Below are 14,694 nucleotides of genomic sequence, written 5' to 3' on the forward strand. Positions count from 1 at the left end.
ATAGCAAATAGCAAAAAGGCGGCCATCAGCCGCCTTTAGAGTTCACAGTCTAAGGATTACTTAGAGATGTGCGCTACCAGATCCAGTACTTTGTTTGAGTAACCGATCTCGTTGTCGTACCAAGATACAACTTTCACGAAAGTATCAGTCAGTGCGATACCTGCGTCTGCATCGAATACAGATGTACGTACTTCACCGATGAAGTCCTGAGAAACGACTGCATCTTCGGTGTAACCCAGTACGCCAGACATTTCAGCTTCAGAAGCACGCTTCATTTCAGCTTTGATTTCTTCGTAAGTTGCAGGTTTTTCCAGGTTTACAGTCAGGTCAACAACAGAAACGTCTGCAGTTGGAACACGGAACGCCATACCAGTCAGTTTGCCGTTCAGCTCTGGAATGACTTTACCAACTGCTTTTGCTGCACCCGTTGAAGATGGGATGATGTTCTGAGAAGCACCACGACCACCACGCCAGTCTTTCGCAGAAGGACCGTCAACAGTTTTCTGAGTTGCAGTGGTTGCGTGAACAGTCGTCATCAGACCGTCTTTGATGCCCCACTTGTCGTTCAGTACCTTCGCGATCGGTGCCAGACAGTTTGTTGTGCAAGACGCGTTAGAAACGATGTCCTGACCTGCGTAGTTTTCGTGGTTCACACCCATGACGAACATTGGCGTGTCGTCTTTAGACGGGCCAGTCAGTACAACTTTCTTGGCACCCGCTTCGATGTGTTTACGTGCAGTTTCGTCAGTCAGGAAGATACCCGTTGCTTCAGCAACAACATCAACACCGATGGCATCCCATTGCAGGCTCGCTGGATCGCGTTCTGCAGTCACACGGACAGTTTTGCCGTTGACAATCAGGTTGCCGTCTTTGACTTCAACAGTGCCTTTGAAACGGCCGTGAGTTGAATCGTACTTCAGCATGTATGCCATGTATTCAACATCGATCAGGTCGTTGATACCCACAACTTCGATGTCATCACGCTCTACAGAAGCACGAAAAACGAAACGACCGATACGGCCAAAACCGTTAATACCTACTTTGATAGTCATTATGTTGCTCCACAACTTAATTTCTAATGAAAGATAACTGGTAGTAAAATTACATAATCTCACGCGGGTCTGCAAGCAAAAACAGACCTCAAATTGTCTTTAATCAAAAAACTTTCGGATTTTTATTACAATCCTGGCCGATGGCTGAATAATGCATCTAAAACTGCTGGCAAAGTAATCGACAGTGTTGCTTAGTTTTAAATTTGTACCCGAAATACAGGGAAATATGCTTAAATGCGATGCTGCGGTGTAAAAACCTTTCGAGCAAAAGTATGTGCTATTTCTGCAAAAATTAGCAAATTTAAAGTCAGCAAGGCTTGGAAAAATGTGTTTACAGGAATGTGAATGACTTTTAAATCAGACGCTTATTGGAAAGATTTGTTATCTGAAGAACAATATTATGTGTGTCGGGAAGGCGGTACTGAAGCGCCATTTTCCGGAACCTTATTGCATCATAAAAAAACAGGGATATATCACTGCACTTGCTGCAAGATCGCATTATTTCATTCTGAACAAAAATATGATTCAGGTTGCGGTTGGCCAAGCTTTGATGCACCGGTTGATCAGAATGCGATTCGATATTTAACTGATCACAGTTATGGAATGAGCCGCACAGAAATTCGTTGTGCAGGTTGTGACAGTCATTTAGGACATGTGTTTGATGACGGGCCGATGACGACAGGGCAGCGCTATTGTGTGAACTCAGTATCGCTTGCCTTTAGCGATCAGGATTCACCAGCGGATGCCCTGTAGTGGTCATTGGATTCATTCTGAAATCAAGCGGAAGAATCCGGTGCCTGCTGACTTGGTAATGCTGCGAGACTTTTCTCAACGGTGACCCGGTTAAAGTGCCCGGTACTCAGATTCTGAATAATGCGGTCTGCCAGCATATCAAGGTAGACTTTATCTTCGGACGTTAGCGGATAGAGCCGGGCCAGTTTCTCTGTGCTGGCGACTGGCAGTCGCATCAGGCTGCCGACTCGGGACCACAGATACGCTTCTGCAATTTCTCCTTTCTGATGGGCCTGAGTGGCCAGGGTTAGGATAATATCCGGCTTCACTTGCTTTTCTCCGTGATAAAGCTCTAAAGCTCTGAGCAGCAACTGACGGGTTTTCTCTTTATCGCTGTCGCTATAAAAAGAGGCCAGTGCCAGTTGCAGTTCTGGCGTTTGCAGCTTGCCGGAGCCTTCCAGTTTCAGAAATTCTTCTTTGGCTTCATGGTTTCCCTGGCTCCAGCGATCGTAAATGATTTCCGGTTCCTGGGAATTTGCCAGCGCCAGAGTGAGCGAGTCAATTGCGTTATAGCTGTTCACCAGTGCGGTTGCCCGGTTCGATTTTCGCTCTTTGTACCGGGTTGGTTCAATTTCGGCTGCATATTCAAGACAGGCCTGATAGTTTCGGGTGAACTCTAGCGTATGGAATGTCTCGATATCGGTTGGTGTTTTGTGTTGCTTATACCGCTGCCAGATCAGGTCGGTGCGCTGAATGCGGCATTGGCCATCATTATTATTCAACCCTTCACATATTTCGGGATGTGCTGCGCAGAGACTATCTGTGGTTTTAAATTCGCCCTGGCAAGCAGAAAGTAAAAACACTGTTGATAATAAAAACAATACGTTACGGGCATGAATGCCAAAGGTGGTCATGTATGGTGCGTGGCTCATTGGTTGGTTCACTGCGGTCAAGAATACCCTAATAAGAGGCGGCAGAAACGGCATTCGCACAAAGAAAACTGTGACATTGCTGCAGTGTGATCACGAAAACAAAAGAAAACGAAATGATCATTGCGACTTGACTGGCTGAATCAGGGCATTATCGTTGCACGGTGTTGAGTGAAGGTGATGCCACCGCGAATATTGACAGCCATCTTCAGTGGATGGCGTGAGAGGAGTATAGGTAATGGATGTTCAACAGATTCTGGCAGCGATGACCCCTGAAGTTTATCAGCGTTTGCTGGCAGCCGTTGAAACCGGTAAATGGGCTGACGGTACACCGCTAACGGAAGCGCAACGGGAGTCGACGTTGCAAGCTGTGATGTTGTATCAGTCGCGCCACAACACGGACGCCGAACATATGTCAGTTGCTGCGGGAGGTGACATCCGCTTTAAATCCAAAGCAGAGTTGAAGCGTGATTTCGCGATTGAAGATGAAGCGCCCGTCGCAGACATCGCCCGTTTCCCGTTGCAGGGGAACTAAGCTGCACGAGTTGTCATGGATTCATTTGGTGCCGGCTATGCTTTGTCCGGCACTGTGACCATAACGGGTGAACAATAATAAACGCTCAGTTCGTGATCTTCTTCTGTTATGAGATTGGCAATCCAGGGTTCTTGACCGACACTGTTCAGATAGGCATCCAATTTCGGGAAGTGTGGCTGCAGCCTCAAACCTGCCATCCAGCCACTGCGAAAGATACTCCATAAACTGATTTCGGCCATGGAAAAGTGCGTCGAGATAAATCCCTCATCAGGAATCTGCTCTTCCAGATATCGCAGCACTGGCGGTAAGTGGTGATGCAGACAATCTTCAATGGCCTGCTGATCCACTTCTTTTTCCAGAATCTGACCCCGCAGAATGCGCTGATAGAACAGCACGCCTGCCAGTAAGGCGCTCAGGCGGGTATCGACGTATTCTTCCAGCCAGCGGATCCGGGCGCGCTCGCCAGCATCACCAGGATAAAGCGGGGGCACGGGATACAGATCATCCAGATAATGGGCGATGACTGTGGAATCAATGACGGTCTGGCCTTCATGCTCAAGAACAGGCACTTTTCCCATCGGATGACGTTTGTGCGCCAGCTCTTTTTCCAGATACGGATTGAGCGGCTGGAGTTCATAACTCAGTCCCTTGTAAGACAGGGCCAGCATGATTTTTCTGACAAAAGGAGAAATGGACGCGCCATGCAGAATCATCATCAGCGTTGCTCATCACCAGTCAATGAAATTGGTATAAGTGTAGCTGAGATATAAAAAGAGCCGCGTCAGGCGGCTCTCAGATTATCCGGTTGGATGAGATGTTCTGTCAGCGGCTCAGTTCGCCACGCAGATCCTGTTGCATCAGCTCACGGACCTGTTCAGCCGGTAATTGCTGGCTGAGCAGATAATGCAGCTTCGCCAGTGCCGCTTCACGGGTCATGTCAAAACCGCTCAGGACACCAGCGTCGGCCAGGGCACAGCCGGTGGCGTAGCCATCCATGTTCACTTTGCCAGACAGGCATTGCGTCAGGTTCACAACAATCACACCACGATCACTGGCTTCTTTGAGCTGGGCCAGCAGATCCGGGTTTTGTGGCGCATTGCCCACGCCGAAGGTCAGCAGAATCATGGCATTGACTGGCTGGCGCAGGGTATTTCGGATCACTTCAGGTGAAATTCCCGGATACATGGTGATCACACCAATGGGCTGCGGGGTGATTTGCTGAACCCGGAATTCACCTTCAGGCTGTTGATTGAGAACGGCGCTTTGTTTCACCTGAATGTTGATCCCCGCTTCAATCAGTGCAGGCAGATTCGGTGAGATAAAGGCGTTAAAGCCGTCCGCATGCGCTTTGGTGCTGCGGTTTCCCCGGAGTAACTGGTTATTGAAAAACACAGTGACTTCATTGATCGGGTAATTGGCAGCAAGGTGCAGGGCATTCAGTAAGTTGCTCTGCCCGTCAGAACGCAGTTCTGCAAGCGGGATTTGAGAACCGGTGACAATCACAGGTTTGCCCAGATTTTCCAGCATAAACGACAGGGCAGAGGCGGTATAGGCCATGGTGTCCGTACCATGAAGAATGACAAATCCATCAAATTTATCGTAATTGGCCTGGATATCGTCTGCAATGCGTTGCCAGTCTTCAGGCGTCATGTCGGAAGAATCGATCAGCGGGGCATATTCGTGGATGGTAAAATCCGGCATTTCTGAGCGGTGAAACTCAGGCATGCTTTTGAGTTGCTGCTCCATAAAACCAGCCACAGGGATGTAGCCATGGTCAGATTTCTGCATGCCTATGGTGCCGCCTGTGTAGGCGATGTAGATATGTTTTTTTGTCATTTGAATTCAGGTACAGCGTTATTTTGATGGTGCCTGCATTATACGGTGAATCGGGCCGAAAAAAAGCCCGGCATCGCCGGGCTTAACTAGTCAGATGTGTGGCTGAACTTCGCTGAGGCCTATAGCCCCGTGCTGCTACAGTTTAGACAGAAAGCATATTGCCCTTTGGGATCGTTCAATTGGTTCAGTCCGGAGATATCTGTCGTGATTTGCTTCAGCGCAGGCTGGAAGACACTTGGCACCTGAGACGCAACCACCTGACCAATCGCAGCACTGGCTTCCGAGGTCATCTCCTGCATGAACTGCTCAAGCGGAGAGAGCGGAATATCAATCCAGCGCAGATCATAATCGTCCAGTTTCGCTAGTTTGGCGGCTGAGACGATAGCGTCATCGAAATCGCCCAGACGATCGACCAGACCCAGTTTCAGCGCGTCCTGACCTGTCCAGACCCGGCCCTGAGCAATTTTGTCGGTTTCTTCCAGAGACAGATGGCGATTTTCACTGACCAGACTGATAAAGCGCTGATAGCCATTCTCGATGCCCAGCTGGAATACCTGAGCGACGTCATCCGGCAGGCCACGTGTAATTCCGATGCCGGCAAATGGGGTTGTGCCCACCCCATCGCTGTAGACGCCCATATTTTCCAGGCCTTTCTCGAAGGTTGCCAGAATTCCGAAGATGCCGATTGAGCCGGTGATTGTCGTGGGTTGCGCGATGATCTCGCTGGCACTGGAGGAAATCCAGTAACCGCCGGAGGCCGCCAGACTTGACATCGAAACAACCACAGGTTTACCAGCCAGTTTGAGTGCGTCGACTTCGTTTCGGATCACTTCAGAGGCGAAGGCGCTGCCGCCAGGGCTGTCTACCCGCAGGATCACTGCCTTGATGTGATCGTCCAGACGAGCTTCACGCAGTTGCGCGGCTGTGGTGTCGCCACCGATGCTGCCCTGACCCTGCTGGCCGTCGACGATGGCGCCACTGGCGACGACTACTGCGATGCCGTTTTTACTTGGCCCGAAAGGACTGGTAACGGTCGGCAGATAATCGTAGTAACTGATCTGGTTAAACCCGTGGTCGCCATCGGAACCGAATTCTTTGATGAATTGCTGGCGGAGCTGAGTACGGCTGACCAGTTCATCCACCAGTCCCATTTTCTGGCTCAGGCGGGCAAAGTCGCCCTGAACACCTTTCAGCGCTTCAACCAGATCGGGGACATCCGGTGTCAGCACACTGGCATCAATCTGACGGTTGCGGGCGACATCCTGTGTATAGGCTTGCCACATCTGGTTCAGCCACGCAGTATTTGCTTCACGTGCTGCATCAGACATGTTGTCGCGCGTATAAGGTTCTACAAAGGATTTGTAAGTGCCGACCCGGAAAACATGGGTGGTGACATCCAGTTTTTCCAGCAGGGACTTATAGTAAAGCGAATAGCTGCCGTAGCCGGTCAGCAACACACCGCCATCGGGCGACAGGAAGACTTTATCGGCATAACTGGCCAGGTAGTACTGACTCTGACGGTAATGATCACCGACCGCGTAGACAGGTTTTCCGGCCTGCTTAAACTCTTCAATCGCTTTGGCGATATAACGCAGTTTCGTCAGATTGGTTTCCGGCATGCCTTTCAGATTCAGAATCAGGCCGGTGATGTTCTCGTCTTTGGTGGCGGCACGTACGGTGTCGACCACATCAAACAGCACATTTTCCTGAACGGGAACTTGTCCCAATGCGCTGTCAACGACCTGATCAAACGGGTTCACATAAGAGCGCTTCTCAACAATCGGGCCATCCAGATCCAGCACCAGCGCAGCTTTTTCTGGCAAGACGGGTTCATCTGAACCTTGCTGAAAGATAAAAATAATCACACCAACCAGTGCGAGAAAAATCAGATTGAAAAATAACTGTCGGGCAAAGCTGAGTAATTTCCAGCACCCGCGCAGCACTTTAGCAATGCCTTTGAGTAATACTTTCATGGTTTTTCCCGAAAATGAATCTTAATGCCTATCCTACCTGAGACCGGACTTGATTACCTAATACTATACCAAGGGCAGAGTCAGGCGCTGGCTCAGGCATTCAACGGCTGAGTTTGACGACATAATGATTGAATGCGACCTAAAAAGCGTTTGGCGGAAATTACGTCTTCAGTGATGAATGTTGATAATATGTAAACGGCTGTTTGAATGACCGTTAACCCTATGCTATAAGTGGTCTGACCTTCTATAAAAACGAAAGAGATAGGAAGCTATGGACAATGTCACCTACCCGCATTTGCTGGCACCGCTGGATCTGGGCTTTACGAAGCTGAAGAACCGAGTGTTGATGGGGTCTATGCATACCGGACTGGAAGAAGCCCACGATGGCTTTAAAAAACTGTCTGCCTTTTATGCCGCCCGCGCCAGAGGTGGGGTGGGGCTGATTGTCACCGGCGGTTTTGCTCCCAATTTCAGGGGTCGGCTCACGCCACTGAGTGCTGAATTCAGCAGCGGCCGCGCGGCCAGAGCGCACCGGACAATCACTGAAGCTGTTCACCGTGAAGGCGGTAAAATTGCCCTTCAGCTTCTGCATGCCGGTCGGTACGCGATGCACCCTTTCGCGGTGAGCGCATCGGGGATTAAAGCACCTATCTCAAAATTCACACCGAAGGAAATGAGCCGGCGTCAGATCCTGAAAACCATTGATGCGTTCGCCCGCAGTTCTGAACTGGCGCGGGAAGCGGGTTACGATGGCGTGGAACTCATGGGCTCGGAAGGGTATTTGATCAACCAGTTCATTTGTCAGCGTTCGAATCACAGAACTGACGAATGGGGCGGCAGTTACGAGAATCGCATGCGTTTCCCGGTGGAGCTGGTGAAGGCGGTCAGGGCTCGGGTGGGTAAAGACTTTATCATTATTTTCCGTCTTTCCATGCTGGATCTGGTCGAGCAGGGCAGTACTTTTGATGAAGTGGTGCAACTGGCTCAGGCGCTGGAAGCGGCTGGGGTGACCATTCTCAATACCGGTATCGGCTGGCATGAAGCGCGTGTCCCGACCATTGCGACTCAGGTTCCCCGGGCTGCGTTTAGTTGGGTCACCGAAAAACTGAAAGGACAGGTTTCGATTCCGCTGGTCACCTGTAACCGAATCAATACTCCGGATGTTGCCGAATCTATTCTGGCATCTCATCAGGCCGATATGGTGTCAATGGCCCGGCCGTTTCTCGCAGATGCTGATTTTGTGGTGAAAGCCGAGCAAAACCGTGCAGACGACATTAATACCTGCATCGGTTGTAATCAGGCTTGTCTGGATCACGTGTTTGCAGGCAAGCGGGCCAGCTGTCTGGTGAACCCTCAGGCCTGCTATGAAACTGAGCTGGTTCTGACCCCGGCGGCTCAGAAACGCAAAGTGGCTGTGGTGGGTGCCGGTCCGGCAGGTTTGGCATTTGCGACCGCAGCGGCAGAGCGTGGTTTCGAAGTTGACCTCTATGAGAAAAATGATTACATCGGCGGGCAGTTTAATCTGGCGATGCAGATTCCCGGGAAAGAAGAGTTCCGGGAAACCATCCGTTATTTCTCCCGACGTCTGGAACAAACCGGAGTGAACGTGAAACTGGGTCAGTCCGTATCGGCAGCCGATCTGAAGGGGTACGACGAAGTCGTGGTTTCTACCGGTGTGAAACCCCGGATCCCGGAAATTCCGGGTATGGCGGACAGCGACAAAGTGATTGATTATCAGACGCTGATTCGCGATAAGGTCCAGTTAGGTCAGCGGGTTGCCGTGATTGGTGCAGGGGGGATCGGAGTGGATGTGTCCAGCATGCTGACCGAACCGGAAGATGCTTCTCTGGCGCACTGGCTGAAGGATTGGGGCATCGATACCTCGATTACCCAGGCAGGCGGACTGTGCCAGCCAGAAAGTGAGCACAGTGCCCGGCAGGTGTGGCTGATGCAACGACGTTCCGGAAAAATGGGCAAAGGGCCGGGCAAAACAACGGGCTGGATTCATCAGAAAGTACTGCAAAAACGTGGTGTGGAAATGCTCTCTGGTGTCAGCTACGACAAGATTGATGCGCAGGGATTGCATATTACCGTCGAAGGTCAGCAGCGCATTCTGGAAGTCGACCACATTGTGCTTTGTGCCGGGCAGACTTCAGTCGAAACCTTGTCTGCACCGCTGAAAGCGGCTGGCTTGAATGTGCATGTGATTGGTGGTGCTGAATTTGCCGGTGAAGTGGATGCCAAGCGTGTAATCCGCCAGGGTACGGAACTGGCTGCACGGTTATAAACGGCAACTGATTTGAATGAACAATCGGCTCCTTCGGGAGCCGTTTTTGTCTCTGTGCTTCGAAACTGCGGATATGTTATCTTACCAAACAAGAATCGTTATCACCGAGGTAGAAAGTTTTTATGGATGCATTATCATTGCTGCTGAATCGCCGTTCACTGCCGAAAATGACAGCACCGGCACCTCAGGGAGACGCACTGGAGAATATTCTTCGTGCCGGGCTTCGTGCGCCGGATCATGGTGCGCTGACCCCATGGCGGCTGATTGTTTCTGAAGGCGAGGGTCTGCAAAAGCTGGCAGATATTCTGGTCGCAGCTGCAACGGCAGACAATGCCGAGGAAGCCGTACTCGAAAAAGCGTCGAAAGCACCTTTCCGTGCGCCGATGGTGATCACTGTCGTCGCTCAAGTCCAGGCCAGTGACAAAATTCCTGTGATTGAACAACACATCTCTGCGGGCTGTGCAGCTCAGGCAATGCAAATGGCCGCCGTGGCACAGGGTTTTGCGGGCTTCTGGCGCACAGGCAGTTGGGCTTATCATCCGGTCGTTCGTGAAGCGTTGGGTGTGCAGGGCGATGATATGATTGTTGGCTTCCTGTATCTGGGCACGCCAGGCTGCCGGGAAGTTAAAGCGCCGGAGCGCGATCTGACTCAGTTTGTCGAATATCTGTAATTGGTTGAAAGACAGGCAAAGGCAGCGGTTCCCGCTGTCTTTTCTGTTTCTGCACGCCAGCAAATTTGTCGTTTTTTGCTAGTTTTGATTTAAGTCCACAAAAAATGACCAGGATCCGACCATGGCTCGATTATGCTTTTTGCTCGGGATTATGCCGCGTTCCGGCACGAACTATTTTGCCAATCTGCTGAATCTGCATCCGCAATGTTTTCACAATGCGCCCGTCTATGAAGATTTTCTGCTCAGCCAGTCGGGGTATCTGAACACTTACTGTCAGCAGGTCAAACGCTACTGGAGTTCGCGCTGGGATCCGGAGCAGCATATTCTGACGGAAGCACATCTGATGCGGCATCTTGGTTTGGGGCTGCAACAGTTCTTACTGAGCGGACCGAAACAGCAGGCTCTGAGTGAGACAGATCTGGTGGTGGCCAAAACGCCGTCTGTCCGCCAGCTCCGGCACTTCTTCAAGCTGTTTCCGGATAGTAAGCTGCTCATTCTGGTTCGGGATGGCCGGGCAGTGGCTGAATCCGGTGTCCGTTCGTTTGACTGGGACTTCGAAAAAGCCGCTTATGACTGGGGAACATCCGCCCAAAGAATTCTGGACTTTATGGCGGCGCATCCTGAACGTCAGCATCAAATCAAGCGGGTGAGCTATGAATCGTTACTGACCGATGCAGAACAAACGCTGAAATCTGTATTTGAGTTTCTTGCTCTGGATCCGGATGCGCTTTCGATGGATGCAGTGCGGCAGATGCATGTGTCGGGGTCATCAGAGCAACGTGAGCAGCAATCGGCTGTGACCTGGACGCCGGTGGCGGCGGATCAGAACTTCCAGCCACTGGCACGTTTCCGGCACTGGCGTCCTCACAAACACCGTCGGTTTGAATGGCTGGCCGGACAGGCGTTATATGATTTAGGCTACCTGGCACAGGCCCCGAAGTTTACCCTGTGGGAACAGTTGCTTCAGCGTGGTATGGATCTCAGCTGGGGGATTCGGGTGACACCGAAAACGCTGCATCATGCAGTGGTGCATCGTAAATTGATTCTGAAAACCTATTAGAGTCTGCAGCGTCTGCGTGCTGTACTTTGTGAACCCACACCGGCTTTCTGTCAGGATACTGTTTTTATATCCAGTAAAGATTGTCACTGCGTGTTGAATTCTTTATAGTGCGGGAAGTTATTCTCAGCTCAAACAAGTTCATGACCCGCTTATACATCGCTGAAAAGCCAAGCCTGGGCCGTGCTATCGCCGCGGTATTACCTCGTCCTCACAAGAACCATCAGGGATACATAGAAGTGGCCAATGGCGACATTGTAACCTGGTGTATCGGGCATCTGCTTGAACAGGTTGAGCCGGACGCCTATGACCCGCGCTATAAAAAGTGGCACCTGGATGATTTACCCATTATTCCAGAGCAATGGCAGCTTGCGCCCCGAAAATCAGCGAAACAGCAGCTCAGTGTTGTCCGGAAGCTGGCCAAGCAGGCCACTGAGGTCATTCATGCCGGCGATCCGGATCGTGAAGGGCAATTGCTGGTGGATGAAGTGATTGATTACGTTAAGCTGGCCGCCGGGAAAAAAGCAGGCATGAAACGGCTTTTAATTTCGGATCTGAACCCAGCGGCGGTGAAGCGGGCGCTCAGTCAGCTCAGGGACAACAAAGACTTCATTCCTTTATCGGTTTCGGCGCTGGCGCGTTCCCGGGCCGACTGGCTGTATGGCATGAATATGTCCCGCGCTTATACCTTGCTTGGACAACGGGGCGGTTATCAAGGTGTTTTGTCGGTCGGGCGGGTACAGACCCCGGTGCTGGGTCTGGTCACCCGGCGTGATGACGAAATTTCCAATTTCATTCCCGTGCCATTTTATGATGTGTATGCGCTGATTCCTTATCAGGACATGGTCATTCGTGCGCGCTGGCAGCCAAGCAAGGCGTGTGAGCCCTGGCAGGACGAAGAAGGGCGGGTACTGAACCGAAAACTCTGTGAAAATGTCGTTGCCAGAATTCAGGGCCAGTCTGCGCTGGTTTCTGATGCTGAGCGGAAAGAAACGCGCCAGGCACCTCCTTTGCCTTATTCCCTGTCTGCTTTACAGATTGATGCGGCCCGACGCTACCAACTGAGCGCAGCCGATGTGCTGGCTTGCTGCCAGTCGTTGTACGAAAAACATAAAGTGATTACTTACCCGCGTTCTGACTGTCGTTATTTGCCGAAAGACCACTTTCATCAGGCGACGGATGTGGTGAAAGCTGTAGCTGCGACGGCACCAGCCATGAGTGGTGCCATTCAGGGCGCGGATTTAACGTTGCGTTCGAAAGCCTGGAACGACAGTAAAGTTGATGCGCACCATGCCATTATTCCGACACCGAAGGCGGTTCAGCCCGGAGTGCTCAGTGATCGGGAAGCCAAGGTGTATCAGCTCATCGCACGCCAGTACCTGATGCAGTTCTACCCACCGGCCATTTATGCAGAAGCCAAACTGACGTTTACCATTGCCGGAGGTATTTTCATTGCCCGGGGAAGGCAACTGATGCAATCCGGCTGGAAGGCGCTGCAAGGGAAAGAAGATGCGGAGAATGAACAGGATTTGTCTGCAAAGGTCCCGCCACTCGATAAAGGGACGACATTAACCTGCGAGAAAGGGGAGATTAAAGACCGGGTCACTGAGCCACCTAAGCACTTTACCGAAGCGACCTTGCTGCAGGCCATGACTGGAATCGCCCGTTTTGTGGCGGATAAGTCGCTGAAAAAAATTCTTCGTGATACCGATGGCCTCGGGACAGAAGCAACCCGGGCCGGTATTCTGGATGTTTTGTTTAAACGGCAGTTGCTCTATCGTCAGGGGAAAAACATTCACGCTTCAGAAGCGGGCAAAGCCTTGGTTTATGCCTTACCGGAAGCCGCGACGTATCCGGATATGACAGCGCACTGGGAGCATCAGCTTCAGGACATGGCCGACCGGAAATGCGCTTATCAGCCTTTCATGGAAGCGTTACAGGCACAGATCCAGCACCTGATGACTCAGGTGAAGCAAGGAGAGGTCCCGCCAAGTCTGCGTGCGTTGCAGGCCGTAGCGCCGCCAGCATTCAAAAAGAAAGGCAGCCGGCAAAAGCGGGGCGGGACAGGTAAAAAAGCGTCGGGTGGATCCCGGCAAAGCAATCGGACTAGTCGGCCATAAAATACTGGTTTCGCCCTAATGCTTTGGCATGATACAGGGCGTTGTCGGCCAGATTAAACAGTTGCTCTGCGCTGTTCTCTGCATCAGGGATCAGCGTGGCAACGCCGATGCTCACCGTGATGCCGTCTGTTGGCTTTTCGTGGGTGGGTACGCCCAGCACGCGGACGGCATGCAGCGCGTTTTCTGCCGTGACAACGGCTGCCTGAGCATTTTGCCCGGGTAACAGAATCACAAATTCCTCGCCGCCATAACGTGCAAAGAGTGCGCCTGCGCGTCGTTCAAGCGAGCTGAGGGCCTGTGCGAGGCGTTTCAGGCACTGATCCCCCACAGCATGGCCGTATCTGTCATTGAAATGCTTAAAGTGATCCACATCGATCATCAGCAGAGACAACGGGAGTTTGTGGCGTTTGGCCCGTCGCCATTCCAGAGGCAGGGTTTGATCAAACACACGCCGGTTCGGCACCTGAGTTAACGGATCCTGACGGGAAGTATGTTCTAACTGACGGTTCAGTTGCTGTAATTCCAATGTCCGTTCCGTGACACGCTTTTCCAGCTCAGTATTTAACTGGCTGAGTTTTTCTTCGGCCTGCCTTCGCACCAAATGCTGAGAAACAATGAAACTGAACTGTTTTAACAGCTGCGCATGATATTCAGCCAGTGGCGCACCGTGGATCAGATTGTCATAGGCGATCCAGCCGACGCGTTGTTCGTTGTCCCACAGCGATGTGTACGCACTCCAGCCTTCCCCGACAGGTTCCAGATTGTGATAGAGCTGGGTCCGGTGATTAATTGCCAGATAACCGTTTTGTGCCTGAGGATGCTCCGTAAACCAGAGCGGTGGAATCAAGGCTTCAAATTCCCGCTCATTCACGGTATGACCATCAATATCCGTGCCATAGGTCCCTTTCATTTTGTTGTCACCGGCCAGCAGGAAAATGGCAATCCTGTCGATTTGCATGACTTTCTTTCCTTGGTCGACGGCCTTAAAAAGCAGTTCGTCCAGTGTTGATGCCCGCCAGAGCATGAAAGAAAACTCGTGCAGACCCTGCAGCATATCCAGCAGGGGGCGCTGCGTGTGTTCAGGGGGCAAGCTTGCCTGATGACGGGCCAGTTCATGGCTCAAATGTGCTGTGAGAGGGGCAAAGTAATCCGGCTGCAGCGGGTTGGCTTTGCTTGCAGACTCCAGAACCAGCAGGCCGGCCCATTGAGTCTGCTCGATTAACGGCAGCCAGAGCGAGGTGGATGACCCGGAGGGATCCCAATGAGGTGCGTGCGTTTCTAACGTCAGGTGGCTCAGTTGTTCCAGCAGGGCTTGATTTGGCGAGTGGGTGTTGAGTTGTTGCCAGCCATGTGGCTGGCGAACGAAAATTGTACAGCTCACCGATGGGAAATGGTGCTTGAATAACCGAACAAGTGCTTCGAAGGGGATTGAACCCCCTGAAGTCGTTCGCCAGATCGCAAAATAAGCCTGATAAAAAGAGTCCATAGAGTGAGCATCACAA

The 14,694-nt window shown here is 51.6% G+C and carries 12 protein-coding genes; 6 read left to right on the forward strand and 6 right to left on the reverse strand.

What is annotated here, in order from left to right; all coding sequences use genetic code 11:
• Positions 1-56 precede the first annotated feature (56 nt).
• Positions 57-1,052 carry a type I glyceraldehyde-3-phosphate dehydrogenase gene (gap, locus tag KDD30_RS03805; RefSeq protein ID WP_211647470.1) on the reverse strand — a complete coding sequence of 332 codons (996 nt, stop codon included), beginning with the start codon at positions 1,050-1,052 and terminating at the stop codon, positions 57-59.
• Between the two features lie 345 nt (positions 1,053-1,397).
• On the opposite strand from gap, the gene msrB reads away from it, so the two are divergent.
• A complete protein-coding gene (gene msrB, locus KDD30_RS03810; protein WP_211647471.1) occupies positions 1,398-1,805 on the forward strand; it encodes a peptide-methionine (R)-S-oxide reductase MsrB in 408 nt (135 codons plus the stop codon).
• Positions 1,806-1,828: 23 nt separating this feature from the next.
• Here msrB and KDD30_RS03815 read toward each other — a convergent pair whose 3' ends face one another.
• A complete protein-coding gene (locus KDD30_RS03815) occupies positions 1,829-2,716 on the reverse strand; it encodes a DUF2989 domain-containing protein (RefSeq protein WP_249199187.1) in 888 nt (295 codons plus the stop codon).
• A gap of 235 nt (positions 2,717-2,951) precedes the next feature.
• On the opposite strand from KDD30_RS03815, the gene KDD30_RS03820 reads away from it, so the two are divergent.
• Entirely contained in the window at positions 2,952-3,248 is a 297-nt protein-coding gene (locus tag KDD30_RS03820; RefSeq protein WP_211647472.1) for a YeaC family protein, read from the forward strand.
• 35 nt (positions 3,249-3,283) lie between these two features.
• Here KDD30_RS03820 and KDD30_RS03825 read toward each other — a convergent pair whose 3' ends face one another.
• The 3 genes from KDD30_RS03825 to sppA all read right to left on the reverse strand — a co-directional run bounded on the left by KDD30_RS03825 (position 3,284) and on the right by sppA (position 7,057).
• Positions 3,284-3,964 (reverse strand): glutathione S-transferase family protein, encoded by a 681-nt coding sequence (locus KDD30_RS03825; protein WP_249199188.1) that lies wholly within the window; start codon positions 3,962-3,964, stop codon positions 3,284-3,286.
• Between the two features lie 106 nt (positions 3,965-4,070).
• A complete protein-coding gene (gene ansA, locus KDD30_RS03830; RefSeq protein ID WP_211647473.1) occupies positions 4,071-5,084 on the reverse strand; it encodes an asparaginase in 1,014 nt (337 codons plus the stop codon).
• Between the two features lie 119 nt (positions 5,085-5,203).
• Entirely contained in the window at positions 5,204-7,057 is a 1,854-nt protein-coding gene (gene sppA / locus KDD30_RS03835) for a signal peptide peptidase SppA (RefSeq protein WP_211647474.1), read from the reverse strand.
• Positions 7,058-7,328: 271 nt separating this feature from the next.
• Between sppA and KDD30_RS03840 the strand changes: the two genes are divergently transcribed.
• The 4 genes from KDD30_RS03840 (at position 7,329) to KDD30_RS03855 (ending at position 13,192) form a co-directional block, all read left to right on the forward strand.
• Positions 7,329-9,344, forward strand: coding sequence for an NADPH-dependent 2,4-dienoyl-CoA reductase (locus KDD30_RS03840; protein ID WP_211647475.1), 2,016 nt, complete (start codon positions 7,329-7,331; stop codon positions 9,342-9,344).
• A 122-nt stretch (positions 9,345-9,466) separates the two neighbouring features.
• Complete coding sequence (locus KDD30_RS03845; RefSeq protein ID WP_211647476.1) at positions 9,467-10,015, forward strand: NAD(P)H nitroreductase; 549 nt, start codon at positions 9,467-9,469, stop codon at positions 10,013-10,015.
• A gap of 121 nt (positions 10,016-10,136) precedes the next feature.
• Positions 10,137-11,075, forward strand: a complete 939-nt coding sequence (locus tag KDD30_RS03850) for a sulfotransferase (protein WP_211647477.1) — start codon at positions 10,137-10,139, stop codon at positions 11,073-11,075.
• A 140-nt stretch (positions 11,076-11,215) separates the two neighbouring features.
• Positions 11,216-13,192, forward strand: coding sequence for a DNA topoisomerase III (locus KDD30_RS03855; RefSeq protein WP_211647478.1), 1,977 nt, complete (start codon positions 11,216-11,218; stop codon positions 13,190-13,192).
• Here the strand turns inward: KDD30_RS03855 and KDD30_RS03860 are convergent.
• A complete protein-coding gene (locus tag KDD30_RS03860) occupies positions 13,179-14,573 on the reverse strand; it encodes a GGDEF domain-containing protein (protein ID WP_211647479.1) in 1,395 nt (464 codons plus the stop codon). The two genes, KDD30_RS03855 and KDD30_RS03860, sit on opposite strands and share 14 nt — an antisense overlap.
• Positions 14,574-14,694: the final 121 nt, after the last annotated feature.

This window comes from Photobacterium sp. GJ3, from assembly GCF_018199995.1.
GTDB lineage: Bacteria > Pseudomonadota > Gammaproteobacteria > Enterobacterales > Vibrionaceae > Photobacterium.

Bases quoted from the DNA above. Each gene is read 5' to 3' on its own strand.
- gap (WP_211647470.1), bottom strand. From the start codon at position 1,052: ATGACTATCAAAGTAGGTATTAACGGTTTTGGCCGTATCGGTCGTTTC.
- msrB (WP_211647471.1), top strand. From the start codon at position 1,398: ATGACTTTTAAATCAGACGCTTATTGGAAAGATTTGTTATCTGAAGAA.
- KDD30_RS03815 (WP_249199187.1), bottom strand. From the start codon at position 2,716: ATGAGCCACGCACCATACATGACCACCTTTGGCATTCATGCCCGTAAC.
- KDD30_RS03820 (WP_211647472.1), top strand. From the start codon at position 2,952: ATGGATGTTCAACAGATTCTGGCAGCGATGACCCCTGAAGTTTATCAG.
- KDD30_RS03825 (WP_249199188.1), bottom strand. From the start codon at position 3,964: ATGATGATTCTGCATGGCGCGTCCATTTCTCCTTTTGTCAGAAAAATC.
- ansA (WP_211647473.1), bottom strand. From the start codon at position 5,084: ATGACAAAAAAACATATCTACATCGCCTACACAGGCGGCACCATAGGC.
- sppA (WP_211647474.1), bottom strand. From the start codon at position 7,057: ATGAAAGTATTACTCAAAGGCATTGCTAAAGTGCTGCGCGGGTGCTGG.
- KDD30_RS03840 (WP_211647475.1), top strand. From the start codon at position 7,329: ATGGACAATGTCACCTACCCGCATTTGCTGGCACCGCTGGATCTGGGC.
- KDD30_RS03845 (WP_211647476.1), top strand. From the start codon at position 9,467: ATGGATGCATTATCATTGCTGCTGAATCGCCGTTCACTGCCGAAAATG.
- KDD30_RS03850 (WP_211647477.1), top strand. From the start codon at position 10,137: ATGGCTCGATTATGCTTTTTGCTCGGGATTATGCCGCGTTCCGGCACG.
- KDD30_RS03855 (WP_211647478.1), top strand. From the start codon at position 11,216: ATGACCCGCTTATACATCGCTGAAAAGCCAAGCCTGGGCCGTGCTATC.